Origin of the sequence: Pseudomonas sp. NPDC012596, from assembly GCF_042902325.1 — a bacterium.
Taxonomy (GTDB): Bacteria; Pseudomonadota; Gammaproteobacteria; order Pseudomonadales; family Pseudomonadaceae; genus Aquipseudomonas.
This window is the reverse complement of sequence record NZ_JBIBEB010000021.1, coordinates 94,493-119,908: the sequence shown is the minus strand read 5'-3', so window position 1 is coordinate 119,908 and position 25,416 is coordinate 94,493. Positions and strand designations below refer to the sequence as shown.

Here is a 25,416-nt window from a genome sequence, read left to right as displayed (position 1 = left end):
CAACAAGGCTGACAACTATGGCCTATCAGGCCATGGCACGTTGCAACAAATGTAGGAGCGGCTTTAGCCGCGATGCGCCGCGCGGGCGGCGCTCGGTCTCACAACCACTGGAGATATCAAGGCACACACCTGCCAGCCACCCCACTGTAAAAATGCCAAGCCCCCCCTAAGAAGCCACCCTCCCCCGCCGCCCCAGGATCCGAGGCACTCGCCGCGCCACCGCAGGGATTCGCAACATCATCAACAAACCACCAATGCCTGCATAGATAGCCCACTCCCGCAGGTCCGAGCGCACGATCCACAAGAAGTGCAGCAACCCCAACCCCAGAATCACATAGACCAGCTTATGCAGCTTCTTCCAACGCGCCCCCAGGCGTCGCTGGCTATTACGATTGGACGTGACCGCCAACGCCAGCAACCCCACGAACCCCAGCGCTCCCACAATAATGTACGGCCGCTTGCGCAGCTCGACAGCAAACTGCCCCCAGTCCAGCCCCAGAATGAAGAACAGATAGCAAAGGATGTGCAGCACTATATAAGCAAAGCACCACAACCCCAGCTGCCGACGCACCACGATCCAGCCCGACCAGCCTGTCAATTTCTGCAGCGGCGTCATGCTCAGAGTGATCAAAAGGAAGATCAACGCACCAAGCCCAAGCCGGTCCATGAGAATTTTCCCAGGATCCGGCCCCAGCAGGTTCATCGCCGCTTCATATAACCACCACAACGGAAACGCACATCCCACGATGAAGATGGCCAGGCGAAACCAAGGGTAACGCATCAATAGTTCTTCCTCAGGTCGAGGCCGGCATACAGCGAAGCCACTTCATCGGCATAGCCATTGAACATCTGTGTTTGCCGCACATTGGGGCTGAACAAGCCACTGGGCAAGCGGCGCTCACGCGCCTGGCTCCAGCGTGGGTGGTCGACTTCAGGGTTCACGTTGGCATAGAAGCCATACTCATCCGGCGCCAGCCCTTCCCAGGTGGTTTGCGGCTGCTCGGCCACCAGGCTGATGCGCACAATCGACTTGATGCTCTTGAACCCATACTTCCACGGCACTACCAAACGCAACGGCGCACCGTTCTGGTTGGGCAGCTCCCGCCCATACATGCCAACCGCAAGGATGGCCAGCGGGTTCATGGCCTCATCCAGCCGCAACCCTTCTTCATAGGGCCACCTGATCAACGCGAAGCCCGAGCGCTGGCCGGGCATGTGCTGCGGGTCCTGCAGCGTTTCAAAGCGCACGTAACGCGCCTTCGATGTCGGTTCGACCTGCTTGAGCACCTGGGCCAATGGAAAGCCCAGCCAAGGAATGACCATGGACCAAGCTTCCACGCAGCGCAGCCGATAGATGCGCTCTTCAAGCGCGTAGGGTTTGACGAAGTCTTCCAACGCATAGCGCCCTGGCTTACCCACCTCGCCATCGATCACCACCGACCAGGGCTCGGTCTTCAGGCTACCGCCATTGGCAGCCGGGTCGCCTTTATCCGGCCCGAACTCATAGAAGTTGTTGTAATGGGTGGCATCCTTGAAAGGTGTGATCGCCTCATCCTTGACCGTTACCGCCTGCCAACGCGTGCCCGCCAGCTTGTCAGTGAACCAGGCCGGCGGGCTGCCCGCCTCAACATCCGCATACCGCGATGCCTCAGCAGCATGTGTTGCGAATGGCACAGCGCCCAAGGCCAGACCGGCGAGAGAGCCACCCAGCAGCGTGCGACGGGAAAGATAGATGCCTTCGGGGGTGATCTCCGATGCCTTGCAGTCGGACGACCGGGGAAGCTTGATGAGCATGGCGGGCTCCATAGCACTGGATAACGGATGTACCAGTAAGACTATGGAGCCGGAGGGTTATTCCACTATTAAATCATTGTCACGCTTTGCGACGGCGACCACGCAGCAGGTACTGGACCGGACCGGATGCTGCATAGGCAAGGAAGATCAGCAGCAGAATGCGCGGCGGGTCGCTGAACACCACGGCGAACACCAGCACCACGGCCAGGATCGCAACAAAAGGCACACGCCCCTTGAGGTCCAGCTCCTTGAAGCTGTTGTACTTGATGTTGCTGACCATCAGCATGCCGGCCGCGGCAACCAGCAGCGCCACCAGGAATGAAAGCTTGGAGCCCTGGATGCCATAGTCGCTGAATGCCCACACGGTGCCTGCTACAACACCTGCGGCGGCCGGGCTGGCCAGGCCGATGAAGTAGCGCTTGTCGGCCGTACCGACCTGCGTGTTGAAACGCGCCAGGCGCAGTGCGGCGCCGGCCACATAGATGAAGGCGACCATCCAGCCGACCTTGCCCATGTCGCCCAGTGCCCAGCCGAAGGCCAGCAACGCAGGGGCCACGCCAAAGGCGACCATGTCCGACAACGAGTCGTACTCGGCACCGAAGGCACTCTGCGTATTGGTCATGCGTGCGACACGGCCATCGAGGCCGTCTAGCACCATGGCCACGAAGATGGCGATGGCGGCAAAGGCGAAATACTTGCTCGCCTCGCGCGGGTCACCCGCACTCAGCGCGCTCTGTGCGCTCATCGAATTGATGATGGAATAGAAGCCGGCAAACAGGTTGGCGGTGGTAAACAGGTTGGGCAGCAGGTAGATGCCGCGATGGCGCACCTTGCGCCCTTCGGCGTCATGCCCTTCTTCAACGTGCTCATCGACAGGTAGCAGGCTTTCGGCGTCGGAGGGCTTGTTCGGCTCTTCGGGACGTTCGCTCATGGAGGGTACCTTGCAACAGGATGGAAAATGTTCGACACGGGCCCGCGAAACAGGTTCTGACGGCAGGCCACTGGTCTGCTTTATACCAGATGCTGAACGCCAGAACGAAAAAACGCGGCCGAAGCCGCGTTTTTCATCTATCAATAAGACTCAGTTCTTGGTCTTGTCGACGATTTTGTTAGCCGAGATCCACGGCATCATCGAACGCAGTTGCTCGCCGATGACTTCGATACCGTGAGCGGCGTTGTTACGACGCTTGGCGGTCATCGATGGGTAGTTGGTAGCACCTTCGGAAATGAACATCTTCGCGTATTCGCCGTCCTGGATGCGCTTCAGAGCGTTGCGCATGGCCTTGCGGGATTCTTCGTTGATGACTTCCGGGCCGGTGACGTACTCACCGTATTCGGCGTTGTTGGAGATCGAGTAGTTCATGTTGGCGATGCCGCCTTCGTACATGAGGTCAACGATCAGTTTCAGTTCGTGCAGGCACTCGAAGTAGGCCATTTCTGGCGCGTAGCCAGCTTCAACCAGGGTTTCGAAACCGGCTTTGACCAGCTCGACGGTACCGCCGCACAGAACAGCCTGCTCACCGAACAGGTCGGTTTCGGTCTCGTCCTTGAAGGTGGTTTCGATGATGCCGGTACGGCCGCCACCAACGCCGGAAGCGTAGGACAGGGCGACGTTCTTGGCGTTGCCCGAGGCGTCCTGATAGATAGCGATCAGGTCAGGGATACCGCCGCCCTTGACGAACTCGGAACGCACGGTGTGGCCCGGGGCTTTCGGCGCGATCATGATCACGTCGAGGTCGGCACGAGGAACAACCTGGTTGTAATGGATCGAGAAGCCGTGGGAGAAGGCCAGGGTAGCGCCCTTCTTGATGTTCGGCTCGATTTCGTTCTTGTACAGCGCGCCCTGGAACTCGTCCGGGGTCAGGATCATGACCAGGTCGGCCGCAGCGACAGCGGTAGCAACGTCGGCAACTTTCAGGCCGTGGGCTTCTGCCTTGGCAACGGTAGCCGAACCTTTACGCAGACCGACGGTAACGTCTACACCGGAGTCTTTCAGGTTGCACGCTTGGGCGTGGCCCTGGGAACCGTAACCGATGATGGCGACTTTCTTGCCCTGGATGATGGAAAGGTCGCAGTCTTTATCGTAGAAAACTTTCATGAAAATACCCCTGGTTATATCTCGGCCCCTGCGGAGCCATCGCTAATTTTTGAATTTAGATGCTGAGCACTTTGTCGCCACGGGCAATGCCGGTGACGCCACTGCGCACGGTTTCGAGAATCGATGCAGTGCCGATGGCCTGGATGAAGCTGTCCAGTTTGTCGCTGGTACCGCTCAGCTGTACGGTGTACACGCTGGCGGTCACATCGACGATCTGGCCACGGAAGATATCCGTGGTGCGCTTGATCTCGGCACGCTGGGCACCGGTGGCCTTGACTTTGACCAGCATCAGTTCACGCTCGATGTGAGCGCTTTCCGACAGGTCTACAAGCTTGACCACTTCGACCAGCTTGTTCAGGTTCTTGGTGATCTGTTCGATCACTTCGTCATGGCCAACGGTGGTCAGCGTCAGACGCGACAGGGTCGGGTCTTCGGTCGGCGCCACGGTCAGGCTTTCAATGTTGTAGTTGCGCTGGGAGAACAGGCCGACCACACGGGACAGAGCACCGGGTTCGTTTTCCAGCAGCAGGGAAATGATGTGCCGCATATCAGGTACGCTCCGTCTTGCTCAGCCACATGTCACGCATCGAGCCATCCTTGATCTGCATCGGATAGACGTGCTCGGTACGGTCGACCGCGATGTCGATGAACACCAGGCGGTCTTTCATCGCGAAGGCTTCTTCCAGCTTCGGCTTGAGGTCTTTCAGGCTGGTGATGCGGATACCCACATGACCATAGGCCTCGGCCAGCTTGATGAAGTCCGGCAGCGACTCGACGTAGGAGTGCGAGTGACGACCGTTGTAGGCCATGTCCTGCCACTGACGGACCATCCCCAGCACGCCGTTGTTCAGGTTGACGATCTTCACCGGCAGGCCGTACTGCATGCAGGTGGACAGCTCCTGAATGTTCATCTGGATGCTGCCTTCGCCAGTGACGCAGGCCACGTCCTGATCCGGGAAGTTGAGCTTGACGCCCATGGCCGCCGGGAAGCCAAAGCCCATGGTGCCCAGGCCACCGGAGTTGATCCAGCGGTTCGGCTTGTTGAAGCGGTAGTACTGCGCAGCGAACATCTGGTGCTGACCCACGTCAGAGGTGACGAAGGCATCGCCATGGGTCACTTCGCAGAGGGTCTCGATTACGGTTTGCGGCTTGATGACGCTGCCGTCGCCCTTGTTGTAAGGGAACAGGTCGCCGTCACCACGCCACTCGTCGATCTGCTTCCACCAGGCTTCGGTCGCAGCCTTGTCTGGCTGCTCGCCGATTTCCTTGAGGATGCCGAGCATCTCGGTCAACACGCTGTCGACCGGGCCAACGATCGGCACGTCGGCCTTGATCATCTTGGAGATCGACGCCGGGTCGATGTCGATGTGGATGATCTTGGCGTTCGGGCAGAACTTGGCCGGGCCGTTGACCACGCGGTCATCGAAGCGCGCACCCACCGCGAAAATCACATCGGCATTGTGCATTGCCATGTTGGCGGTGTAGCTGCCGTGCATGCCGAGCATGCCGAGGAACTGGCGGTCGGTACCCGGGAAGCCGCCAAGGCCCATCAGGGTATTGGTGACTGGCAGGTTCAGCGACTTGGCGATTTCGGTCAGGGCTTGCGAGCCACCGCCGAGGATGACGCCGCCACCGGCATAAACGATCGGGCGCTTGGCAGCCAGCAGCATCTCGGCGGCCTTGCGGATCTGGCCGGAATGGCCACGAACCGCCGGGCTGTAGGAGCGCAGCTTGACCTTCTTCGGGTAGACGTATTCGAACTTCTCGGCCGGGTTGGTCATATCTTTTGGAATGTCGACCACGACCGGGCCTGGACGGCCGGATTGCGCCAGGTAGAAGGCTTTTTTCAGAACTTCAGGGATCTCGGTGGCATTCTTGATCATGAAGCTGTGCTTCACGATCGGCCGCGAGATACCGATCATGTCGGTTTCCTGGAAGGCATCGGTACCTACCATGGTGCTAGGCACCTGGCCGGACAGGATGACCATCGGAATCGAGTCCATGTAGGCGGTGGCAATACCGGTGATGGCATTGGTTGCGCCCGGGCCGGAGGTTACCAGCACCACACCGGCCTTGCCGGTGGCGCGGGCGTAGCCGTCCGCCATATGGGTTGCGGCCTGTTCGTGACGAACCAGGATGTGCTCGACTTCCGGTTCCTTGAACAGGGCGTCGTAAACATGCAGGAGAGCACCACCAGGGTACCCGTAGATGTGCTTAACGCCTTCGTCACGCAAGAAGCGGACGACCATCTCAGCGCCAGATAAAAGCTCCACGTTGTTCACCTCTAAAACGCCAGAATACCGTCCCTAGTGGACGGGTCTTAATAGGTTTACTGCCAAGCAGAGCATGAGCGAAAACGTCAGCACTGACTGAGCAAGTATTGGGAGCGCCCCAGAGTGTTGCGGGGTTTTCCCACCCAGCGCGAGGTAACGCGTTGCGGGGTGTAACAGGTCGGCGCGGGTGTGCACCTCATGATCTGCTTAGCGGGTCTGCTTCTGGCAGTCCCTCTACAGCGGAATCTGGATTCTTGTGATTTGGCGGCTACAAGTCAAGAAAAATTATTGCCAATTTTTCCTCAAGATGAATTGCTGCCACCACTAAAAAGCGAGTCAGCAGCAGAATAAATAAGATTTCCACAAAAAAGGGCCACAATCTGCGGCCCTTCATGGAAAAAGAGAAGAAATCAGGCGCAAGCTTCGATCAATTTATCGAACTCTGCTAGCAGGCGGCGCAACTCCCGGCTCTGCTCCGGCCGGTCGACGAACACCGACTCGGCCATCACCAGAATGCCCGAGGCATTGGGCAGTGGATGGCCGAGCTCGATGATGATTTTCATGCGCGGCAGGAAGATCCACTGCAGCCACTGCTCGAAGTTCATGGTATCGACGGCAAATGGCACTGTGCTCTCCAGCGCCTCATCGCTGGGTGGCTCGTCCTGCCACCAGCCTTGCACGATCAACTCACGCTCGATCAGCAGCAGGTGGTCGGCGATGTCCAGGATACGTTGCTCGACCATTACGAATTGACCCGTGCTTTTTGCCGAGCGAGTGCCGCGCCAGCGCTGTCACCCTGCTTTTCGCGGGCCTGGGCGATGGTGTTCCACAGTTCGGCCTGCAGGTTCGGGCGACCGTTGGCGTAAGTGAGCGCGCGGCGCGCCAGCTGTTCGGCTTGCGGAGCATCGCCCTGCGACAGGCGCACCTGGGCCAGGCGGAACAGCACCTGCGGCTCGCGCGGGGCGATGCGCTGGGCGCGCTCCAGGCTGGAGGCGGCGCCGTTGAAATCACCGCTGCCCTGCTGCGACTGGGCAGTGGTCAGCAGCGCCAGCACCGGGCCATCCAGCTGCTCGTCTGCCGACAGGCCACCGGAGGCCGCACCGCTGCGTGGGATGCCTGTTGGCGCGCTGGTTGCGGCCGGGGTGCTGGTCATCGAGGCGATGTCGAAAGGTTCGTCGGCGATCGGGTTCGGGTTGGTCGTCATCGGCGCCGATGTAGCCGGCCCGGTGCTGATCGGCGCAGTACTGATCGGCGCCACGCCGTTACCGGCCGGGAACGTCTGAATGCCCGTGGCGCCGGCGCCTTGTGGAATCATCACGGTCACGCCGGAGTCTTCGGGCAGCGACTGTGCCTGCGTAGTGCCGTTGTTCATGCCGGCCGCGGAGCGGTTGGCCGTCATGCGCTCGCTGTTGGACACGCGCGTGCTCGAATCTACCACCGGGATGTTGCCACGCTGAACGCTGGAGCAACCCTGGAGCACAACCAGTGCCGTCACGGCAGGAAACAACCACTTATTCACTTCACACCTCATCAATGCTGCCAGGGCTTAATTCATCCAGCCTTTTACCCAGTCCATGACCGATTCTGCCGGATTTTGCTCGCCGCCACAGGTTGCGCCGGCGGGCGGTTCGCTCCCGCGAATATACGGCATCTGCACAGCGCCCGGACAACTTCCGTCGGAACCTTGCCCGCTGTAGGGGTCGATCCAGGCCTGCACCACGTTGTCCGGCTGAGGCATGTCCAGCGGCAACGGGTCGGCCTTCTTCATGAAGCTGGTCCACACCTGCAAGGCGCCGGTGGCACCGGTAAATGGCGTTTTGCCGTTATCGTCGCGGCCCATCCACACGACGGCGAGCAGGTCCTGGCTGAAGCCCGAGAACCAGCTGTCACGCGAGTCGTTGCTGGTACCGGTCTTGCCTGCCAGGGTCAACGAGTTGGGCAGCACGTTGTACACGGAACGGCCAGTACCTTCGCGCATCACCCGCTGCATGGCGTTCTGCACCAGGTAGATGGACCCCGGGTCGAAGGTTTGCTGGATCTGGAACGGGTAGCGCTTGAGCGGCTCGCCTTCGGCGGTAAGCACACTGCGGATACCGCGCATCGGCGTGTTGAAGCCACCATTGGCAATGGTCTGGTACATGGTCGCGACCTGCATCGGCGACATGCCACCTGCCCCCAACAGCATCGCCGGGAAGGCCGGCCAGTCGACGCTCACACCCAGCCGACCGATGGTCTTGATCACGTTGGGCACGCCGACTTCAAGGCCGATCTTGGCGGTCGACAGGTTGTAGGAGTTGGCCAGGCCCTGGTAGAGATAAATGGTGCCATGAGGCCGACGGTCGTAGTTTTGCGGGCGCCAGACTTGACCATTGGCACCTTTGACCGAGAACGCCTCATCCTGCACCCGACTGGTCAGGGTGTACTTGCTCGGCTGCTCCAGCGCAGTCAGGTACACCGCCGGCTTCACCAGCGAGCCAATGGGCCGCACGGCGTCGATGGCACGGTTGAAGCCAGCGAAACCGGACTGACGGCTACCGATCAGCGCCTGCACCTCACCGGTTTCCGGGTTGGTCACGACCATTGCCGATTCGACTTCATCAGCCCCTTTGCGCCCAGCCAAACGCTTGAAGGTCTCATTCATCGACGTTTCGGCCTTCATCTGCAGGATCGGGTCGAAACTGGTGAAGATGCGCAGGCCTTCTTCGGTCAAGTCTTCATCACGGTAGTCCTGGCGCAGCTGACGCTTGACCAGGTCGAGGAAGGCCGGGAACGAACTGTCGGCCAGGCTGCCGCGCTTGGTCACGCCCAGCGGCATCTTCTTCGCCGCATCGACAGCTTCCTGGCTGGCAACGCCCTGCTCTGCCACCAGGTCGAGGACCAGGTTACGCCGCGCTAGCGCGCGCTCGGGGTAGCGCCGCGGGTTGTAATAGGACGGCCCCTTGACCATGCCCACCAGCAAGGCGATCTGGTGCAGCTTGAGCTCCGATAGCGGCTGGCTGAAGAAGAACTGGCTGGCCAGACCGAAGCCGTGCACGGCGCGCTGGCCATCCTGGCCGACGAAGACCTCGTTGAGGTACGCCTCAAGAATTTCGCGCTTGTCGTAGTGCATTTCCAGCAGCACGGCCATCATCGCTTCGGTCAGCTTGCGGCTGAGGCTGCGCTCGCTGGTCAGGTAGAAATTCTTCACCAGCTGCTGAGTCAGGGTACTGCCGCCCTGGCGCATGGAACCGGCCGAGGTGTTCACCCACACCGCGCGGGCGATGGACTTGGGCGACACACCGAAGTGGCTGTAGAAGTCACGGTCTTCCGTCGCCACAAGGGTTTCGAGCAGGTACGGCGGTACCTGGTCGATCTTGATCAGAATGCGGTCCTCGAGGTTTTTCGGGTAGATACCGCCGATCATCAACGGTTCGAGGCGCACCACGTCGAGCTTGCCGTTGCTGGCACCCGAAAGCCCTGCAACATAATCGCCGGAGAAGCGCACACGCACGAACTGCGCAGGCTCCATGCCCTCGTAGAACTGGAAGCCGCGGGTATTCAGGTCGACGGTATTGCCGTTGACGGCTGCAGCGCCAGGGCCATTGGCCGCGCTTTCACGCCGGTAGCCGAGCGCGTCGAGCTCGGTGAGGAAGTCGTTCTTGCTCAGTTTCTGGCCGACGAACAGCTCCAGCGGCCGGGCGTACACCTTGGCCGGGATGGTCCAGCGCTTGCCGGAAAACTTCTCCTGCACGACGGCATCGAGGTAAACCGCGAAGCCGGCGACGATCACCAGGCCGACCAGGCTGAGCTTCAAGGCCCAGCCCAGCCAGGCGCGCGAGCGGCCGGTCGGGCGTTTCTGAGGGGTACGGGAATTTCGGGTTCGAGTCATGGCGGCGGATTATACGCACTTTGTAAAGGCTGGGCAGGCGCCCTCTGGCGGTATGCAGGGGCGGCACCATTGACCATAATGGCGCCTTCGAATTCCCTGCCCCCGGAAGGATTTCCCGTGAGCCAAGCCTTGATCAACGCATTGCAGAACCCTGCCCTCTACCCTCACCCCGTGAAAGGCTTCGAGCTGATCGAGACGCACATCTCCTGGGTTCTGCTGACCGGCGAGTATGCCTACAAGATCAAGAAGCCGATGAATTTCGGTTTTCTCGACTTCACCGAGCTGGGCCAGCGGGAGCATTTCTGTAACGAAGAACTGCGCCTGAACCAGCGCCTGACCGAAGGCCTGTACCTTGAAGTGCTGCCGATAACCGGCAGCGCCGAAGCACCGCAGATAGCCGGTGAAGGTGCGGCGATCGAATACGCACTGAAGATGCGCCAGTTCCCTCAGGGGCAGATGCTCACCACCCTGCAGGCCAATGGCGAGCTGGATGCTGGCCACATCGACCAGATGGCGCGGCAGATCGCCGAGTTTCACCTGCAAACCCCCAAGGTGCCCGCCGAGCAACCGTTTGGTTCGCCGGAAAGCGTCATGGCGCCGGTTGAGCAGAATTTCGAGCAGATCCGCCCGTTCTTGAGCGACAAGGCCGACCTGCAGCAACTGGACAACCTGCAGGCCTGGGCACGCAGCAGTTTCGAGCGCCTCGAGGGCCTGTTCGCCGCGCGCAAGGCCAATGGTTTCACCCGCGAATGCCATGGCGACATTCATTTGGGCAACGCCACCGTGATCGACGGCAAGGTCGTGATCTTCGATTGCATCGAGTTCAACGAGCCGTTCCGCAAGACCGATGTATGGGCTGACACCGCCTTCCTCGCCATGGACTTGGAAGACCGCGGCCTGAAGTGCCTGGCGCGCCGCTTCGTCAGCCAGTACCTGGAACTGACCGGCGACTACGAAGGGCTGGAAGTACTCAACTTCTATAAAGCCTATCGCGCCCTGGTCCGCGCCAAGATCGCCCTGTTCAGCATGCCGGCCAATGCCGATGGCGTGCAACGCGCCACCAGCCTACGCACCTACCGCAATTACGCCAATCTGGCCGAAAGCTACAGCGCCATCCCCTCGCGCCTGCTGGCCATTACCCATGGTGTGTCGGCGGTGGGTAAGAGCCACGTGGCCATGCGCCTGGTCGAAGCCTTGGGCGCCGTGCGGGTACGGTCGGACGTGGAGCGCAAGCGCCTGTTCGGTGAGCAGCAGCAAGCAGAAGCCGGCCAGTTGCAAACCGGCATCTACGACCAAAACGCCAGCGCCGCCACCTATCAACGCCTGCACCAGCTGGCGGCAACCATCCTGCGCGCCGGCTTCCCGGTGGTGCTGGATGCCACTTACCTCAAGCAGGCACAACGCCAAGCCGCCGCAGAGGTTGCAAGCAGCACCGGCGTGCCGCTGCTGATCCTCGATTGCCTGGCGCCGGAGGCGGTAATCGCCAGCTGGCTGGCACAGCGCCAGGCACAGAATTCCGACCCATCGGACGCCACCTTGGAAGTGGTCAAGGCCCAGCAGGCCAGCCGTGAGCCGCTTGATGAAGTGGAACTGCACCAGAGCACGCGTGTGGACACCCAGGATGCCAGCAGCATGAACCAGGTGATCGACCAGATCCGTCAGCGCTTGCCGGGCCTGTAAGCGCCTGCATGTTCGGGCCGGCGACTGGCCGGCCTGAACAGCTGATCCCTCCGCAAACAGGGCATCTCGTCGCCCCCAATGGCAAAAGGCCGCGCATTTTCCAACCCCCGCTACACTCCTTTCTGACCTGCTCGCGATTTATCCCCCAAGACACGTTCAGCCATCGCAAGGAGGCTCGATGAACGATGAATTGCAGCATCTGAAGAATCTTGGCAAGACCTCCGCGCAGTGGTTGCATGCGGCCGGTATCCACAGTGCATCGGATTTGCGTCGGCTCGGCGCGGTCGGTGCCTACCAGGCCGTCAAAACGCGAGGATTCCGGGCGTCGAAGGTGTTGCTGTACGCCATTGAAGGCGCGCTTCTGGACATGCACTGGAACGATTTGCCGGCCGAACGCAAGGAGGCGCTCAACCAACAACTCGACGCGAAATGCGCTACGGCAAAAAAAATATGAAATAAACACGGGAAGGGGATTGACGGTGAAATGAGAATCGTTATGATTATCACAACTGGTCGCGAGACTGGTTGGATAAACTGAAAGCCCCTGGTTCGGACTCTCAGATTATCTCCTCATCAGGCTAATCACGGTTATTGACCCGGCTTTTTGCCGGGTCTTTTTTTTGCGCGAGAAATGCGTAGCCTCACCCGACACTACACAGACCCAGGCTTTCCCATTTACCGACGCAACTGAGCGCAATAATCCTGCGCCGGCGTCGCGGCCGTGTACCACACATAGTCCGCCATCCCCGCTTCGACCTCCTCACCCACCTCGGCCAACAGCAGCACTTTGCTTTGCCCTTCCGCGCCCAGGTCGGCCAGATGCAACGGCACACCCAAATCCTTGCGGGCGTGATACGCCCCGGTAAACAACAACGCCGGCTCCGGCGCGGCCAGCAGCCGCTCGGCGATACGCCGGTCACGCTGTTGCTGCACGGCCAACATCGCCGGCAACTGGCTTTCGGGCAGCAAATTGCAGTGCCCTGCCCTGACCTGCTCGAGCAACGCCGCCTTCACCGTGGGGGCGTTGGACTGCGCGCCCTGCAAGGCGGTCGGCTGGCGATAGGCTTGGCGCATCTCGCCAAGTGACAAGTTGGCGGCCAGAAGCGGTACATGACTGCTTAACGCTTCACGCACCATTGGCCCGTATAGCTGCCAGTCCCAACCCTCCTGCCAGCCCAGCGCCTTGGGCAGGTCATTCGGTAGTTGTGCCAGGACTTCGACGGCATCCACCCGTGCCTGCTGCTCCGGTTGCAGCATTTCCAGCAGCAGGCTGCCCTGGGTACGCTGGGCCTGCAGTGCCCGCATCAGCCACAGTTGCAAAGCGTGATGATCGGGGTTGTCGTGTTTTTCCCCCACCAGCACGCGCGGCACCGCCGCCAGTTGCCGCACCAGCTGTGCGGGGGTAATCACTTGGCCGCTGGCCAGATCGTGGATTTGCCCCAGTGCCGCGTCGTCACGCCCTTCGCTGCTCTGCCAGGCGGGCAACGCCGGCAGGCTGGCCTGACAGCCCCCCAGCACCAATACCACGCACAGCGAGAAACCCGACAGTAATGGACGCCGCATCGGCAATGCCTCCTAACGCGTGATGATCAGCGGGTGGCCGCGCTCCGGGTGGGCCTGTACCAGCACGTCAATGCCAAATACTGCCTTCAACGCTTCGGGCGTCAGCACCTGCTCGGGTGCTGCGACGGCGTGACAACGGCCCTGTTCGAGCAGCAGGATACGATCACAGTAGCGCGCCGCCAGGTTCAGGTCATGCAGGATCACCAAAACGGCGGCGCCGCGATCGGCAAAACTGCGTACGGCTTGCAAGATGGTGTGCTGGTGCAATGGGTCGAGCATTGAGGTCGGCTCGTCAAGCAGCAAGGTGGTGCCCTCATCGCCCGGCCATAGCTGGGCCAGTACGCGCGCCAGGTGCACACGCTGCCGCTCACCACCCGATAACGCCAGGTAACTGCGGCCCAACAAGTGCCAGGCATCGGCGGCACGCAGCGCTGCCTCGACGATCTCGGCATCACGCAGCTGGCCACTGTCATGCGGCATGCGCCCCATGCCCACCACTTCTTCGACCTTGAACGAAAACCCCAGGCTGGACACCTGCGGCAACACCGCCAGCCGCCTGGCCCGCTCCTGCCCGGCCCAGTTGGCCAAAGGCCGGCCTTGCAAGGTGACGCGCCCGTGGCCAGGCACCAGTTCGCCACACAGCACGCCCAGCAGGCTGCTTTTGCCGGCGCCATTGGGGCCGAGCACGCCCAGCACCTGCCCCGGCTGCAGCTGCAGGTGGATGTCATGCAGTACTTCATTGCTCCCGCGCCGCAGGTGCAGGCCTTCGACTTGCAACATCAGTTGCGCCCCCGAATCAACAGAACCAGGAAAAACGGTGCACCGATAAACGCCGTGACGATACCGATCGGCAGTTCGGCAGGGGCCAGCGCCAAGCGCGCCACCAGGTCGGCCAGCAGCATCAGTACGCCGCCGGCCAGCAACGATGCAGGCAGTACTACGCGATGGTCCGGCCCGGCCAGCAAACGCACCAGGTGCGGCACCACCAGGCCGATGAAGCCGATCAGCCCCGCCGCCGCTACTGCCGCCCCCACCCCCAGCGCGGTGCAGAACACCAGTTCGCGCTTGAGCCGCTCCACTTCGATGCCCAAGTGCCGCGCCTCGGACTCGCCCAGCAGCAAGGCATTCAGCGCCCGTGCCCGGCGCGGCAGCCACAGCGCCACGCCCGCCGCCACCAGCAACAGCGGCCATAACCGGTCGTAGCTGGCACCATTGAGGCTGCCCAGGTTCCAGAAAGTCAGTGTGCGCAATGTGGCGTCATCCGCCAGATAGGAAAACAGGCCCACCGCCGCGCCGCCCAGCGCGGTCATCGCCACCCCGGCCAGCAACATGGTGGCAACATTGGTCTGCCCGTCGCGACGCCCCAGGCGATAGACCAACGCGGTCACGCCAAGCCCACCGACAAAGGCACACAGCGACAACAGGTAAGGCGCAAAAGCTTCCGGCATGCCGCCGAACCAACTGCCACCAACAATCGCCACCGCCGCCCCCATCGCCGCCCCGGCGGAAACCCCAACCAGCCCGGGGTCGGCCAGCGGGTTGCGAAACAGCCCCTGCATGGCCACCCCGGACAGCGCAAGCACCGCGCCAACCGCCAGCCCCAGCAATGTACGGGGCAGGCGAATCTGGCCGAGGATCATCTCCGCCTGCTGCAGGCCGTCGCCCGCGATGGGCAGCCCCAGCAACCGCAGGCCAACGCGCAAGGTATCGAACAGCGGCAGGCTGACCGGGCCCAGGGCAAGTGATAGCCAGACCGCCACCAGGCACAGCAGGCTCAGGCAGATGATCAGCGTACGCGGTTGAACTCGCTGCTTCATTGCGTGAGGCTGACCTTTGCCGCTGGGTAAAAGGCCGCCGCCAAATCCTGCAACGCCATCGGCAAGCGAGGGCCCAGGCCACCGACCAGCAGCGTCGGGTCAAGTGCCACCAGGCGTTTATCATGGGCCGCACGGGAGGCAGCCAAGGCCGGGTTTTCCTTGAGCAAAGCCTGCAACGCCTGGTCGCCGACCAGAGCGCGGTCAGAGAACACCACCACATCCGGGTCCAGCGCGGCCAACGCCTCATTGGAGAAATTCTTGTAGCCCTGGTGCTCGGCCAAATTGCGCGCCCCGGCCTGGCGCAGCAGCCAGTCACCCGCAGTGCCCTGCCCGGCAATCAGCGGTTTGGCCCCAGCATGGCCCACCAGCAAAAGCACGCCCGGCGCTTTGTGGCTGGCTTGGGCCTGCTTGACCTGCACCTGCAATGCCTCAAGCTGCTGGTGATAACCCGCAGCGAGTTGCGCAGCCTTCTGCTCGGCACCCAGCAGCGTACCCAGCTGTTTGAGGTTGGCATCGACGGCCGCGAGATCAGCCTTGCTGGACAGCAGTTCGACTCGAACACCGGCCTTGCGGATCTGTGCCAGCACCGGGGGCGGGCCCATTTCTTCGGTGCCTACCAGCAAATCCGGGCGCAGGCTGAGAATGCCCTCGGACGACAATTGCCGCTGATAACCGATGCTTGGCAGCGCCTTCAACGACTCAGGGTGTTGGCTGGTGGTATCCACCCCCACCAGGCGCGGCTCGCCGCCCAGCGCACTGATCCACTCGCTCAAGGCGCCGCCAGCGCTGACCCAACGCTGCGGCAGGTCAGCGGCCAGGGCCTGGGTGGAAGCAACAAGCGCTGCGCACAAGGCGAGCAAGGCAGCAGGACGACGCATCATCGGATTCCTTCTGGAGGCGGGCCACACGCCTTGTGGCGAACGGCGGAACTGCGCACCATAGACAGCCGGGCGCAGCGAATGCAGGCAATTTGATAATTATTCGCATTGACGCGTCAAGCCATCACTTTGTTTCGCGAGCCGTCCCTGCAATGCACTTCCTTTGTATTTCTTCTGCACTGGCCGAAGGCCACAGCCGCGCCTTCAGCGTAGCTGGCATCGAACTGTTCGGCGTGCGTCGCCAGGGCCAGGTACATCTATACCGTAACCGCTGCCCGCACCGGGGTATCCCGTTGAACTGGCAGGCGGACGCGTTTCTCGATGACAGCGCCAGCCTGATCCACTGCGCCCATCACGGTGCATTGTTCCTGATCGAAAGCGGCGAATGCGTGGCCGGCCCCTGCGAAGGTGAAGCGTTGCAGGCCCTGGCCTGCCTGGAAGACAGCCAGGGCATCTGGCTCAAGGGTTGAGCAGCACCGGTAGCGGGCGGTCGATGACGATGTGCTCGGCGTCCAGCCGCGCGCCGTAGGCCATCACCTCTACCCCATCCGCCACTGCGGCGCGCAGTGCTTTGGCATAGGCCGCATCGATTTCTTCCGCAGGCCGTACCGCCTCGATACCGGTGAGGTTGACGCAGTACAGCTGCACAGCGCGAATACCTTGCCGGGCCAGCGCTGCCAGCTCGCGCAGGTGTTTGGCACCGCGCTGGGTGACAGCATCCGGGAAGGCGGCCACGGCCGTGTCCGGGTAGCCCAGGGTCACGCTTTTCACCTCGACGTAGGCCGGCCCGCCTGCAAATTCCAGGCGAAAGTCGATGCGGCTGCCTTCTTCGCCGTAGGCCACTTCACGCTTGAGCGCAGTGAAGCCTGCCAGCTCGCGGATCACCCCGGCGCGCAGCGCCTCTTCGACCAACGCGTTGGCGCGGCCGGTATTGATGCACGCCAGCCGGCCCTGGGGCGTCTCACTGATTTCCCAGGTGCCGGGCAGCTTGCGCTTGGGGTCGTTGGAGCGGCTGAACCATACCTGCCCACCTTCACGCATGCAGTTGAGCATGGAGCCGGTGTTGGGGCAGTGGATGGTCAGCTGCTCGCCGCTCGCCAGTTCGATATCGGCCAGAAACCGCTTGTAGCGGCGCAGCAGGCGCCCCTGTTCGAGTAAAGGAAAGAACATCATCTAGGCCTTCCAGCTCCGCAGACCACGGGCGATGCGCTGCACCGCCTCCTCCAGGCGCGGCAGGCTCTGGGTGTAGGCAAAGCGCACATGATGGCCGGCCAGGTGGCGGCCGAAGTCCAGGCCCGGCGTGAAGGCCAGGTGTTCGGTTTCCAGAAAGTGCCGGCAGAACGCGAAGGCATCGCCGCCGAAGGCGCTGATGTCGGCATATAGATAGAACGCGCCCTGCGGCTCGACGGCGATACGGAAGCCCAGTTCGCGCAGGGCGGGAAGCAGGTAATCACGGCGGCGGGCAAACTCGGCCCGGCGCGCTTCGAAAATCGCCAGGGTTTCTGGCTGGAAACACGCCAGGGCCGCGTACTGGGCCATGCTCGGGGCACTGATATAGAGGTTTTGCGCCAGCTTCTCCAGGTCGGCTACGGCATCAGGCGGGGCGACCAGCCAGCCCAGGCGCCAGCCGGTCATGCCGAAATACTTGGAAAAACTATTAAGAACGAAGGCCGAATCGTCCACCTCGAGGACGCTCGGTGCATCCATGCCGTAGGTCAGCCCATGGTAGATCTCGTCAACCACCAAGTGGCCGTTGTGCGCACGGGTAGCCTTGGACAGGCTGGCCAGTTCGTCACGGTCGAGCACTGTGCCGGTCGGGTTGGCAGGCGACGCGACCAAGGCACCTACGGTGTCCTGGTCCCAGTGACGGTCAAGCAGGTCGGCGGTCAGCTGGTAGTTCACTTCAGGGCCCACCGGTACCAGCTGCGCACCGCCCTCGACCAGGCGCAGGAAGTGGCGGTTGCACGGGTAACCCGGGTCTGCCAACAGCCAGTGCTTGCCTGGGTCGACCAGCAGGCTGCTGGCCAACAGCAGTGCACCAGAGCCGCCCGGGGTGATCAGGATACGTTCAGGGTCGACCGTCACGCCATACCGCTGGCCATAGAAGCCGGCGATTGCCTCGCGCAAGGCCGGCAGGCCTCGTGCGGCGGTGTAACGAGTATGTCCGGCAGCCAACGCGGCTTGGCCGGCCTCGACGATCGGTGCGGCGGTGGTGAAGTCCGGCTCGCCGATTTCCAGGTGGATCACGTCGTGGCCGGCCGCCTGCAGCTCGTTGGCCCGTGCCAGCAACGCCATGACGTGAAAGGGTTCGATGGCGCGGCTGCGCGCACTGTAGGGGTGGGCCATGACCTTCTCTCAATTGGGTCTAAACTGGTGATTCTACCTTCGCACGGCACCGAACGTACGCTGCATGGCGCTGTCAACACGTAGGATCGGGCGGGCTAGCGCACCCCCGATCTATCTGGTAAGTTCGGCGGCTCGCAGTCGCAGGGCCGGCGGGTGCCGGAGATGGAGCATCCTGCGCATTGGATCAGATGAGTAAGAGGCGGTCTATTCATGTCCACCGTAGAAAAGCAGAAAACCAATCAGACCATGTACGGTGTAGAGCCCTATAAAGAGACCAAGGGCGAAGAGTACATGGGCGAGCCCATGCGCAAGCATTTCATCAAGCTTCTGGGGGCCTGGAAGCTCGAGCTGATGACGAGCGTGGACCAGACCGTAACGCACATGAAGGACGAAGCGGCCAACTTCCCCGACCCGGCTGACCGCGCCAGCCAGGAAGAGGAATTCGCCCTCGAGCTGCGCAACCGCGATCGCGAGCGCAAGCTGATCAAGAAAATCGACAAGACCCTGCAGAAGATCCAGGACGAAGAGTACGGCTGGTGCGATTCCTGTGGCATCGAGATCGGCCTGCGTCGCCTGGAAGCACGCCCCACTGCGGACCTGTGCTTCGACTGCAAGGAAATCGCCGAGAAAAAGGAAAAGACAGTCGGCAAAGGCTGATCCTTCTCTCCTCCGAACGGGGCGCATCATGCGCCCCGTTTCATTTTCAGAAACACCACTGCCCATGAACGACTCGCGCTACATCGGACGCTTCGCCCCCACCCCCAGCGGTTTCCTGCACTTCGGCTCGCTGGTCGCCGCCCTGGCCTCCTGGCTCGACGCCCGCGCTGTGAACGGCCGCTGGTTGCTGCGCATGGAAGACACCGACCCGCCCCGGGAAATGCCCGGTGCCCGCGATGCCATCCTGCAAACCCTGGAACGCTATGGGCTGGAATGGGATGGAGAGGTGGTGTTCCAGAGCCAGCGCCACGACGCTTACGGCGCGGTGGTAGACCGCCTGTTCAACATGGGCCTGGCCTACGCCTGCACCTGTTCGCGCAAGCAGCTGGAAGGCTACAACGGCATCTACCCAGGTTTTTGCCGCAACGCCGGGCATGCGCGCGAAGGCGCCGCAATCCGCCTGCGGGTGCCTGAGCTGATCTACCGCTTCAACGACCGCGTGCAAGGTGCTTACGAACAGCATCTGGGGCGGGAAGTGGGCGACTTCGTGATCCAGCGCCGTGACGGGCTTTATGCGTACCAGCTGGCAGTGGTGCTGGACGACGCCTGGCAAGGTGTTACCGATATCGTGCGCGGGGCCGACCTGCTCGACAACACGCCGCGCCAGCTGTACCTGCAGGAGCTGCTGGGCTTCTCCCAACCGCGGTACCTGCACATACCGCTGATCGTCCAGCCAGATGGGCACAAACTGGGCAAGTCGTACCGTTCGCCGCCGCTTGAGGTTGATCAGGCAACGCCGTTGCTGTTGCGGGCGTTGCGCGCTTTAGGCCAGGAAACTGACCCTCGCATGTTGACGGCGACGCCGGCTGAAGTACTGGCAACAGCACGTCAGCAGTGGCGGCCGGAGGCGATTGCGAATCGCGCGACGCTGCCTGAGGCTGACCTGTACTGAGGTATCACCGGCCTCATCGCGGGTGAACCCGCTCCTACAGGTACGGTGGCGTGCCTTGAGGCTGCGGCGCACTTGGGAAATGGCCGGAACTGCCAACCCACCTCTCAAAAACAAAAGCCCAATAATTTCAAACCCTTGGCTAACCCTGTCGATTCCCGCTAGCATCGGCCCCGCCATTTGCACCAATAATAAGTCCAAGCCCGCAGCGCCCAACCATCGAGGCCAGCATGTACATCTATCGTTTGGTCCTGCTTCTGGTCGTGGGGATCTACCTGTTCTCCCCGGCCATCATGGACTGGTGGATCGAGCCGACCGGAGCTTGGTACCGCCCCTACCTGCTCTGGCTGATCCTGATCGTCGTCACCTTCATCCTGCAGAGCCAACGAGATGCCGATGAGCTTTAGCCTGACCCAGATGATCTTGATCAGCGCCGCGTACCTGATGGTGCTATTCGGCGTGGCCTGGATCAGCGAGCGCGGGCTGATCCCCCGCTCGATCATTCGCCACCCGCTGACCTACACCCTGTCGCTCGGCGTCTACGCCAGCGCCTGGGCCTTCTACGGCTCGGTGGGCCTGGCCTATCAATATGGCTACGGCTTCCTTGCCTGTTACCTGGGGGTGTCGGGGGCCTTCCTGCTGGCGCCGGTGTTGCTCTACCCGATCCTCAAGATCACCCGCACCTACCAGCTGTCGTCACTGGCCGACCTGCTGGCCTTCCGCTTTCGCAGTACCTGGGCCGGCGCACTGACCACCATCTTCATGCTGATTGGCGTGCTGCCCTTGCTGGCCCTGCAGATTCAAGCGGTGGCCGACTCGATCAGCATCCTCACCGGCGAACCGGTCAAGGCCCGGGTGGCCTTCGCCTTCTGTACGCTGATCATCCTGTTCACCATCTTCTTCGGCTCACGCCACATCGCCACGCGCGAGAAGCACGAAGGCCTGGTGTTCGCCATCGCCTTCGAGTCGGTGATCAAGCTGGTGTCCCTCGGCGGCGTTGGCCTGTACGCCCTGTACGGGGTGTTCGGCGGCCCTCACGGGCTGGAAGTGTGGCTGCTGCAGAACCAGACAGCCCTGGCGGCGCTGCACACCCCGTTGCAGGAGGGCCCGTGGCGCACCCTGTTGCTGGTGTTCTTCGCCTCGGCCATCGTCATGCCGCACATGTACCACATGGCCTTTACCGAAAACCTCAACCCACGCTCGCTGGTCAGCGCCAGCTGGGGCCTGCCGCTATTCCTGCTGCTGATGAGCCTGGCCGTGCCACTGGTGCTCTGGGCCGGCCTGCGGCTGGGCGCCAGCACCAACCCCGAGTACTTCACCCTGGGGCTGGGCATCGCCGCCAACAACGAGGCCTTGGCACTGCTGGCCTACGTCGGTGGGCTGTCGGCTGCCAGCGGGCTGATCATCGTCACCACCCTGGCGCTGTCCGGCATGGCGCTCAACCATCTGGTACTGCCGCTGTACCAGCCACCGGCCGAAGGCAACATCTACCGCTGGTTGAAATGGACCCGCCGCGCGCTGATCGTCGCCATCATCACCGCCGGTTTCATGTTCTACCTGACCCAGAACAACCACCAGAGCCTGGCCAACCTGGGTATCGTCGCCTTCGTCGCCACCTTGCAATTCCTGCCTGGCGTGCTGTCGGTACTGTACTGGCCCACCGCAAACCGCCGCGGCTTCATCGCCGGCCTGCTGGCCGGGATGCTGGTGTGGATGGTGACCATGCTGCTGCCGCTGCTGGGCAACCTGCAGGGCTTCTATATTCCGCTGCTGGACATGATCTATGTGCTGGACGACACCAGTTGGCACATGGCGGCGATCGCCTCGCTGGCCGCCAACGTGCTGTTGTTCACACTGATTTCGTTGTTCACCAATGCCAGCAGCGAAGAAGTCAGCGCCGCTGAGGCGTGCGCCGTGGACAACGTGCGCCGCCCGCAGCGCCGCGAACTGCATGCCGCCTCGCCGCAGGAGTTCGCCACCCAGCTGGCCAAGCCATTGGGTGCCAAGGCCGCACAGAAGGAGGTCGAGCAGGCGCTGCGTGACCTGTACCTGCCGTTCGACGAGCGTCGCCCTTACGCGCTACGCCGCCTGCGCGACCGTATCGAGGCCAACCTCTCGGGCCTGATGGGCCCAAGTGTGGCCCAGGACATGGTCGAGACCTTCCTGCCGTACAAGTCCGGTAACGAAAATTACGTGACCGAAGACATCCACTTCATCGAAAGCCGCCTGGAAGACTACCATTCGCGCCTCACCGGCCTGGCTGCCGAGCTCGATGCCCTGCGCCGCTACCATCGCCAGACCCTGCAGGAGCTGCCCATGGGCGTCTGCTCGCTGGCCAAGGACCAGGAAATCCTGATGTGGAACAAGGCCATGGAAGAGTTGACCGGCATCGCCGCCAAGCACGTGGTGGGCTCACGCCTGGTGACCATCGGTGAGCCTTGGCGCGGCTTGCTGCAGGGCTTCATCGATGTGCCCGACGAGCACTTGCACAAGCAACGCCTGGCGCTGGATGGCCAACCGCGCTGGCTGAACCTGCACAAGGCGGCCATCGACGAACCGCTGGCACCGGGCAATAGCGGCCTGGTGCTACTGGTCGAAGACCTTACCGAAACCCAGGCCCTCGAAGACAAACTGGTGCACTCCGAACGCCTGGCCAGCATTGGCCGCCTGGCCGCAGGGGTGGCCCACGAGATCGGCAACCCGATCACCGGCATCGCCTGCCTGGCGCAGAACCTGCGCGAAGAGCGCGAAGGCGATGGCGAGATCACCGAGCTGTCGAGCCAGATCCTCGAACAAACCAAACGGGTTTCGCGCATCGTCCAGTCGTTGATGAGCTTCGCCCACGCTGGCGGCAGCCACCAGAACAGCGAAGAGCCGGTATGCCTGGCCGAAGTGGCGCAGGATGCCATCGGTCTGCTGGCGTTGAACCGGCGCAATTTCGAAGTACAGTTCTTCAACCTCTGCGACCCCGACCATTGGGCCGAGGGGGACCCGCAACGCCTGGCCCAGGTATTGATCAACCTGCTCTCCAACGCCCGCGACGCCTCGCCGCCCGGCAGCGCCGTGCGCGTACGCAGCGATGTCAGCGAGCACACCGTCGACCTGATCGTCGAAGACGAGGGCAGCGGTATTCCGAAAAGCATCATGGACCGCCTGTTCGAACCCTTCTTCACCACCAAGGACCCAGGCGAAGGAACCGGACTGGGGCTCGCTCTGGTCTATTCCATCGTGGAAGAGCATTATGGGCAAATCACCATCGACAGCCCTGCCGACATCGAACGGCAACGTGGCACACGGATCCGCGTGACCCTGCCCCGGCATGTCGTAGCGACGTCCCCTGAAATTCGAGACCGTCGAGAGAATTGAATCAATGCCGCACATTCTGATCGTCGAAGACGAAACCATCATCCGCTCGGCCTTGCGTCGTTTGCTCGAGCGGAACCAGTACCAGGTCAGCGAAGCCGGCTCGGTGCAGGAAGCCCAGGAACGCTTCAGCATTGCGACCTTCGACCTGATCGTCAGTGACCTGCGCCTGCCCGGCGCGCCGGGCACCGAGCTGATCAAGCTCGGCCAGGGCACTCCAGTGCTGATCATGACCAGTTACGCCAGCCTGCGCTCGGCGGTGGATTCGATGAAAATGGGCGCGGTGGACTACATCGCCAAGCCTTTCGACCACGACGAGATGCTCCAGGCGGTCGCGCGCATCCTGCGCGACCGGCAGAACGCTCCGGCGCCAGCCCCGGTTGCCGAGGCCCGGGGCAACGGCAAGGCTGCGCCTGGTGAAAAAGCCAGCCCGGCGTCGGCCAATGGCGAGATCGGCATCATCGGTTCGTGCCCACCCATGCAGGACATGTACAGCAAGATCCGCAAGGTGGCGCCTACCGACTCCAACGTGCTGATCCAGGGTGAGTCCGGCACCGGTAAAGAGCTGGTGGCCCGCGCCCTGCACAACCTGTCGCGGCGCGCCAAGGCACCGATGATCTCGGTGAACTGCGCGGCCATTCCCGAAACCCTGATCGAGTCGGAGCTGTTCGGCCACGAAAAAGGCGCGTTCACCGGCGCCAGCGCCGGGCGGGCAGGCCTGGTGGAGGCCGCGGACGGCGGCACCCTGTTCCTCGACGAAATCGGCGAACTGCCACTGGAAGCCCAGGCCCGTCTGCTACGGGTGCTGCAGGAAGGCGAGATTCGCCGGGTCGGTTCGGTACAGTCGCAAAAGGTCGATGTGCGCCTGATTGCCGCGACCCACCGTGACCTGAAGAATCTGGCCAAAGCTGGCCAGTTCCGCGAAGACCTTTATTACCGCCTGCATGTGATCGCCCTGAAGTTGCCAGCCCTGCGCGAGCGTGGCAGCGACGTCAACGAGATCGCCAGTGCCTTCCTCGCCCGCCAGAGCGCACGCATCGGCCGTGACGATCTGCACTTCTCGGCCGAGGCGGAGCAAGCCATTCGCCATTACAGCTGGCCTGGTAACGTGCGCGAACTGGAGAACGCAGTGGAGCGTGCGGTGATTCTGAGCGAAAGCGCAGAAATTTCCGCCGAGCTGCTGGGCATCGATATCGAACTGGGCGACCTCGACGATGACGACCTGCTCGACACCGCCCTGATCGCGGCTGGCGCCAGTGCCAATAACGCCAGCCATGAGCCGACCGAGGACCTGTCGCTTGAAGATTACTTCCAGCACTTCGTGCTCGAGCATCAGGACCACATGACCGAGACCGAGCTGGCGCGCAAACTGGGTGTCAGCCGCAAATGCCTGTGGGAGCGCCGCCAGCGCCTGGGCATCCCGCGGCGCAAGAGCAACGCCACGAGCGAATGATTGATCTGTGGCCCCGCAGGCGTCGTCGTAACCCGGCGATGCCTGCGGGGCCACCACGCTTTCCGGTAACACATCAGTTCCCGCAAAAATCTGTTACCCACCCTTCCCCGACGTAACAGTCCCGAGGCATACGGTAACGAAATCCCTCGGATTTCCACCGTCGCATTTTCGCCAAATCCGCCCAACCCCCTGATTTCATTGGGTTTCGCAAAGTTGGCACGCCATCTGCTATATCCTTAGTACAAGAACAATAACAAGCACTGCAACTCAGAATAAGAACAAGACGAAACGGCTCACGCACAATAAAAACAAGACGGCGGAGGCGCAGCTAACTGATTCTTTTGGAGAGGATGCGTGTTTGGGGCTTGCCCCACGACCAGGCAGAGAACAACAAAAACTGCACTAAAAAGCAGCGCCTGAACTGGTTGGATCGAAAGGTCAACGTGACATCAGCGGCCAAAGCAATCCGTTTGCTCTTAACCCCTGGATTGGGGGTCGTCCACAAGCTTTGAGATTTGTGGGCAGGGCACTCAACAAAAACAAGAAGCCCGGCAAAAAAACAATAAGAGCACGCAACGACTTCTTGGGGAGCTTAGGCTCCCCTTGTCGTTTCTCCCTTCTGGCAGACCACCCTGCTACCGCCTACACCATTCCCCGAGTAAATGCTAGAATCCCCG

General features: G+C 62.1%; 23 protein-coding genes. 8 read left to right on the top strand and 15 right to left on the bottom strand.

The genetic code is table 11. The features are described from left to right. Positions 1-166: 166 nt before the first annotated feature. From msrQ to mrcB, 9 genes are all read right to left on the bottom strand, one after another. Positions 167-781, bottom strand: a complete 615-nt coding sequence (msrQ, locus tag ACFY68_RS22580) for a protein-methionine-sulfoxide reductase heme-binding subunit MsrQ (protein WP_387531919.1) — start codon at positions 779-781, stop codon at positions 167-169. Continuing rightward, positions 781-1,794: a protein-methionine-sulfoxide reductase catalytic subunit MsrP gene (gene msrP, locus ACFY68_RS22575; protein WP_387531916.1), complete on the bottom strand. Its 1,014-nt coding sequence runs from the start codon at positions 1,792-1,794 to the stop codon at positions 781-783. The genes msrQ and msrP overlap by 1 nt, the downstream gene beginning before the upstream one ends. A gap of 79 nt (positions 1,795-1,873) precedes the next feature. Beyond that, positions 1,874-2,725, bottom strand: a complete 852-nt coding sequence (gene pssA / locus ACFY68_RS22570; protein ID WP_346616221.1) for a CDP-diacylglycerol--serine O-phosphatidyltransferase — start codon at positions 2,723-2,725, stop codon at positions 1,874-1,876. Positions 2,726-2,875: 150 nt separating this feature from the next. After that, complete coding sequence (ilvC, locus tag ACFY68_RS22565; protein ID WP_012312686.1) at positions 2,876-3,892, bottom strand: ketol-acid reductoisomerase; 1,017 nt, start codon at positions 3,890-3,892, stop codon at positions 2,876-2,878. A 55-nt stretch (positions 3,893-3,947) separates the two neighbouring features. Then, positions 3,948-4,439 (bottom strand): acetolactate synthase small subunit, encoded by a 492-nt coding sequence (gene ilvN, locus ACFY68_RS22560; protein ID WP_003250040.1) that lies wholly within the window; start codon positions 4,437-4,439, stop codon positions 3,948-3,950. A 1-nt stretch (position 4,440) separates the two neighbouring features. After that, positions 4,441-6,165, bottom strand: a complete 1,725-nt coding sequence (locus ACFY68_RS22555; protein WP_346616220.1) for an acetolactate synthase 3 large subunit — start codon at positions 6,163-6,165, stop codon at positions 4,441-4,443. 410 nt (positions 6,166-6,575) lie between these two features. Next, complete coding sequence (locus ACFY68_RS22550) at positions 6,576-6,908, bottom strand: YqcC family protein (RefSeq protein WP_346616219.1); 333 nt, start codon at positions 6,906-6,908, stop codon at positions 6,576-6,578. Beyond that, a complete protein-coding gene (locus ACFY68_RS22545) occupies positions 6,908-7,696 on the bottom strand; it encodes a tetratricopeptide repeat protein (protein WP_346616218.1) in 789 nt (262 codons plus the stop codon). The genes ACFY68_RS22550 and ACFY68_RS22545 overlap by 1 nt, the downstream gene beginning before the upstream one ends. Before the next feature lie 15 nt (positions 7,697-7,711). Next, a complete protein-coding gene (gene mrcB / locus ACFY68_RS22540) occupies positions 7,712-10,033 on the bottom strand; it encodes a penicillin-binding protein 1B (protein ID WP_387531908.1) in 2,322 nt (773 codons plus the stop codon). Positions 10,034-10,150: 117 nt separating this feature from the next. On the opposite strand from mrcB, the gene ACFY68_RS22535 reads away from it, so the two are divergent. Next, the gene (locus tag ACFY68_RS22535; RefSeq protein ID WP_387531905.1) at positions 10,151-11,713 is read left to right on the top strand and encodes an AAA family ATPase; all 1,563 of its coding nucleotides are present in this window, start codon (positions 10,151-10,153) and stop codon (positions 11,711-11,713) included. Between the two features lie 178 nt (positions 11,714-11,891). Beyond that, entirely contained in the window at positions 11,892-12,167 is a 276-nt protein-coding gene (locus ACFY68_RS22530) for a TfoX/Sxy family protein (RefSeq protein WP_346616215.1), read from the top strand. A gap of 221 nt (positions 12,168-12,388) precedes the next feature. Here ACFY68_RS22530 and ACFY68_RS22525 read toward each other — a convergent pair whose 3' ends face one another. Genes ACFY68_RS22525 through ACFY68_RS22510 form a run of 4 tightly spaced genes read right to left on the bottom strand, consistent with a single transcriptional unit; the run spans position 12,389 to position 15,974 of the window. After that, positions 12,389-13,276 (bottom strand): ChaN family lipoprotein, encoded by an 888-nt coding sequence (locus ACFY68_RS22525; protein ID WP_387531901.1) that lies wholly within the window; start codon positions 13,274-13,276, stop codon positions 12,389-12,391. A gap of 12 nt (positions 13,277-13,288) precedes the next feature. Next, the gene (locus ACFY68_RS22520) at positions 13,289-14,056 is read right to left on the bottom strand and encodes a heme ABC transporter ATP-binding protein (RefSeq protein ID WP_387531898.1); all 768 of its coding nucleotides are present in this window, start codon (positions 14,054-14,056) and stop codon (positions 13,289-13,291) included. Then, a complete protein-coding gene (locus ACFY68_RS22515) occupies positions 14,056-15,039 on the bottom strand; it encodes a FecCD family ABC transporter permease (RefSeq protein WP_387531929.1) in 984 nt (327 codons plus the stop codon). Before ACFY68_RS22515 ends, ACFY68_RS22520 begins: the two co-directional genes overlap by 1 nt. A gap of 50 nt (positions 15,040-15,089) precedes the next feature. Further along, positions 15,090-15,974, bottom strand: coding sequence for a hemin ABC transporter substrate-binding protein (locus ACFY68_RS22510; RefSeq protein ID WP_387531895.1), 885 nt, complete (start codon positions 15,972-15,974; stop codon positions 15,090-15,092). A gap of 149 nt (positions 15,975-16,123) precedes the next feature. On the opposite strand from ACFY68_RS22510, the gene ACFY68_RS22505 reads away from it, so the two are divergent. Next, on the top strand, positions 16,124-16,441 hold the full coding sequence (locus tag ACFY68_RS22505; RefSeq protein ID WP_387531893.1) for a Rieske (2Fe-2S) protein: 318 nt from the start codon (positions 16,124-16,126) through the stop codon (positions 16,439-16,441). Here the strand turns inward: ACFY68_RS22505 and sfsA are convergent. Together sfsA and ACFY68_RS22495 are read right to left on the bottom strand one after the other, a co-directional pair. After that, positions 16,431-17,144, bottom strand: coding sequence for a DNA/RNA nuclease SfsA (sfsA, locus tag ACFY68_RS22500; RefSeq protein ID WP_387531890.1), 714 nt, complete (start codon positions 17,142-17,144; stop codon positions 16,431-16,433). The genes ACFY68_RS22505 and sfsA overlap by 11 nt on opposite strands. Then, positions 17,145-18,317 (bottom strand): pyridoxal phosphate-dependent aminotransferase, encoded by a 1,173-nt coding sequence (locus tag ACFY68_RS22495; RefSeq protein ID WP_387531887.1) that lies wholly within the window; start codon positions 18,315-18,317, stop codon positions 17,145-17,147. 210 nt (positions 18,318-18,527) lie between these two features. On the opposite strand from ACFY68_RS22495, the gene dksA reads away from it, so the two are divergent. The 5 genes from dksA (at position 18,528) to ACFY68_RS22470 (ending at position 24,739) form a co-directional block, all read left to right on the top strand. Next, positions 18,528-18,974: an RNA polymerase-binding protein DksA gene (gene dksA / locus ACFY68_RS22490; RefSeq protein WP_346615351.1), complete on the top strand. Its 447-nt coding sequence runs from the start codon at positions 18,528-18,530 to the stop codon at positions 18,972-18,974. 64 nt (positions 18,975-19,038) lie between these two features. Then, on the top strand, positions 19,039-19,926 hold the full coding sequence (gluQRS, locus tag ACFY68_RS22485) for a tRNA glutamyl-Q(34) synthetase GluQRS (RefSeq protein WP_387531884.1): 888 nt from the start codon (positions 19,039-19,041) through the stop codon (positions 19,924-19,926). A 227-nt stretch (positions 19,927-20,153) separates the two neighbouring features. Continuing rightward, positions 20,154-20,330 (top strand): hypothetical protein, encoded by a 177-nt coding sequence (locus tag ACFY68_RS22480; RefSeq protein WP_003250005.1) that lies wholly within the window; start codon positions 20,154-20,156, stop codon positions 20,328-20,330. Continuing rightward, positions 20,314-23,289, top strand: coding sequence for an ATP-binding protein (locus ACFY68_RS22475; RefSeq protein WP_346615350.1), 2,976 nt, complete (start codon positions 20,314-20,316; stop codon positions 23,287-23,289). The genes ACFY68_RS22480 and ACFY68_RS22475 overlap by 17 nt, the downstream gene beginning before the upstream one ends. Positions 23,290-23,293: 4 nt before the next feature. Beyond that, positions 23,294-24,739 (top strand): sigma-54-dependent transcriptional regulator, encoded by a 1,446-nt coding sequence (locus tag ACFY68_RS22470; RefSeq protein ID WP_387531881.1) that lies wholly within the window; start codon positions 23,294-23,296, stop codon positions 24,737-24,739. Positions 24,740-25,416 lie beyond the last annotated feature (677 nt).

Bases quoted from the DNA above. Each gene is read 5' to 3' on its own strand.
- ACFY68_RS22505 (WP_387531893.1), top strand. From the start codon at position 16,124: ATGCACTTCCTTTGTATTTCTTCTGCACTGGCCGAAGGCCACAGCCGC.
- ACFY68_RS22480 (WP_003250005.1), top strand. From the start codon at position 20,154: ATGTACATCTATCGTTTGGTCCTGCTTCTGGTCGTGGGGATCTACCTG.
- ACFY68_RS22550 (WP_346616219.1), bottom strand. From the start codon at position 6,908: ATGGTCGAGCAACGTATCCTGGACATCGCCGACCACCTGCTGCTGATC.
- ACFY68_RS22545 (WP_346616218.1), bottom strand. From the start codon at position 7,696: ATGAGGTGTGAAGTGAATAAGTGGTTGTTTCCTGCCGTGACGGCACTG.
- gluQRS (WP_387531884.1), top strand. From the start codon at position 19,039: ATGAACGACTCGCGCTACATCGGACGCTTCGCCCCCACCCCCAGCGGT.
- ACFY68_RS22470 (WP_387531881.1), top strand. From the start codon at position 23,294: ATGCCGCACATTCTGATCGTCGAAGACGAAACCATCATCCGCTCGGCC.
- ACFY68_RS22495 (WP_387531887.1), bottom strand. From the start codon at position 18,317: ATGGCCCACCCCTACAGTGCGCGCAGCCGCGCCATCGAACCCTTTCAC.
- sfsA (WP_387531890.1), bottom strand. From the start codon at position 17,144: ATGATGTTCTTTCCTTTACTCGAACAGGGGCGCCTGCTGCGCCGCTAC.
- ACFY68_RS22520 (WP_387531898.1), bottom strand. From the start codon at position 14,056: ATGTTGCAAGTCGAAGGCCTGCACCTGCGGCGCGGGAGCAATGAAGTA.
- ilvC (WP_012312686.1), bottom strand. From the start codon at position 3,892: ATGAAAGTTTTCTACGATAAAGACTGCGACCTTTCCATCATCCAGGGC.
- msrP (WP_387531916.1), bottom strand. From the start codon at position 1,794: ATGCTCATCAAGCTTCCCCGGTCGTCCGACTGCAAGGCATCGGAGATC.
- ACFY68_RS22475 (WP_346615350.1), top strand. From the start codon at position 20,314: ATGCCGATGAGCTTTAGCCTGACCCAGATGATCTTGATCAGCGCCGCG.
- msrQ (WP_387531919.1), bottom strand. From the start codon at position 781: ATGCGTTACCCTTGGTTTCGCCTGGCCATCTTCATCGTGGGATGTGCG.
- dksA (WP_346615351.1), top strand. From the start codon at position 18,528: ATGTCCACCGTAGAAAAGCAGAAAACCAATCAGACCATGTACGGTGTA.
- pssA (WP_346616221.1), bottom strand. From the start codon at position 2,725: ATGAGCGAACGTCCCGAAGAGCCGAACAAGCCCTCCGACGCCGAAAGC.
- mrcB (WP_387531908.1), bottom strand. From the start codon at position 10,033: ATGACTCGAACCCGAAATTCCCGTACCCCTCAGAAACGCCCGACCGGC.
- ACFY68_RS22510 (WP_387531895.1), bottom strand. From the start codon at position 15,974: ATGATGCGTCGTCCTGCTGCCTTGCTCGCCTTGTGCGCAGCGCTTGTT.
- ACFY68_RS22530 (WP_346616215.1), top strand. From the start codon at position 11,892: ATGAACGATGAATTGCAGCATCTGAAGAATCTTGGCAAGACCTCCGCG.
- ilvN (WP_003250040.1), bottom strand. From the start codon at position 4,439: ATGCGGCACATCATTTCCCTGCTGCTGGAAAACGAACCCGGTGCTCTG.
- ACFY68_RS22525 (WP_387531901.1), bottom strand. From the start codon at position 13,276: ATGCGGCGTCCATTACTGTCGGGTTTCTCGCTGTGCGTGGTATTGGTG.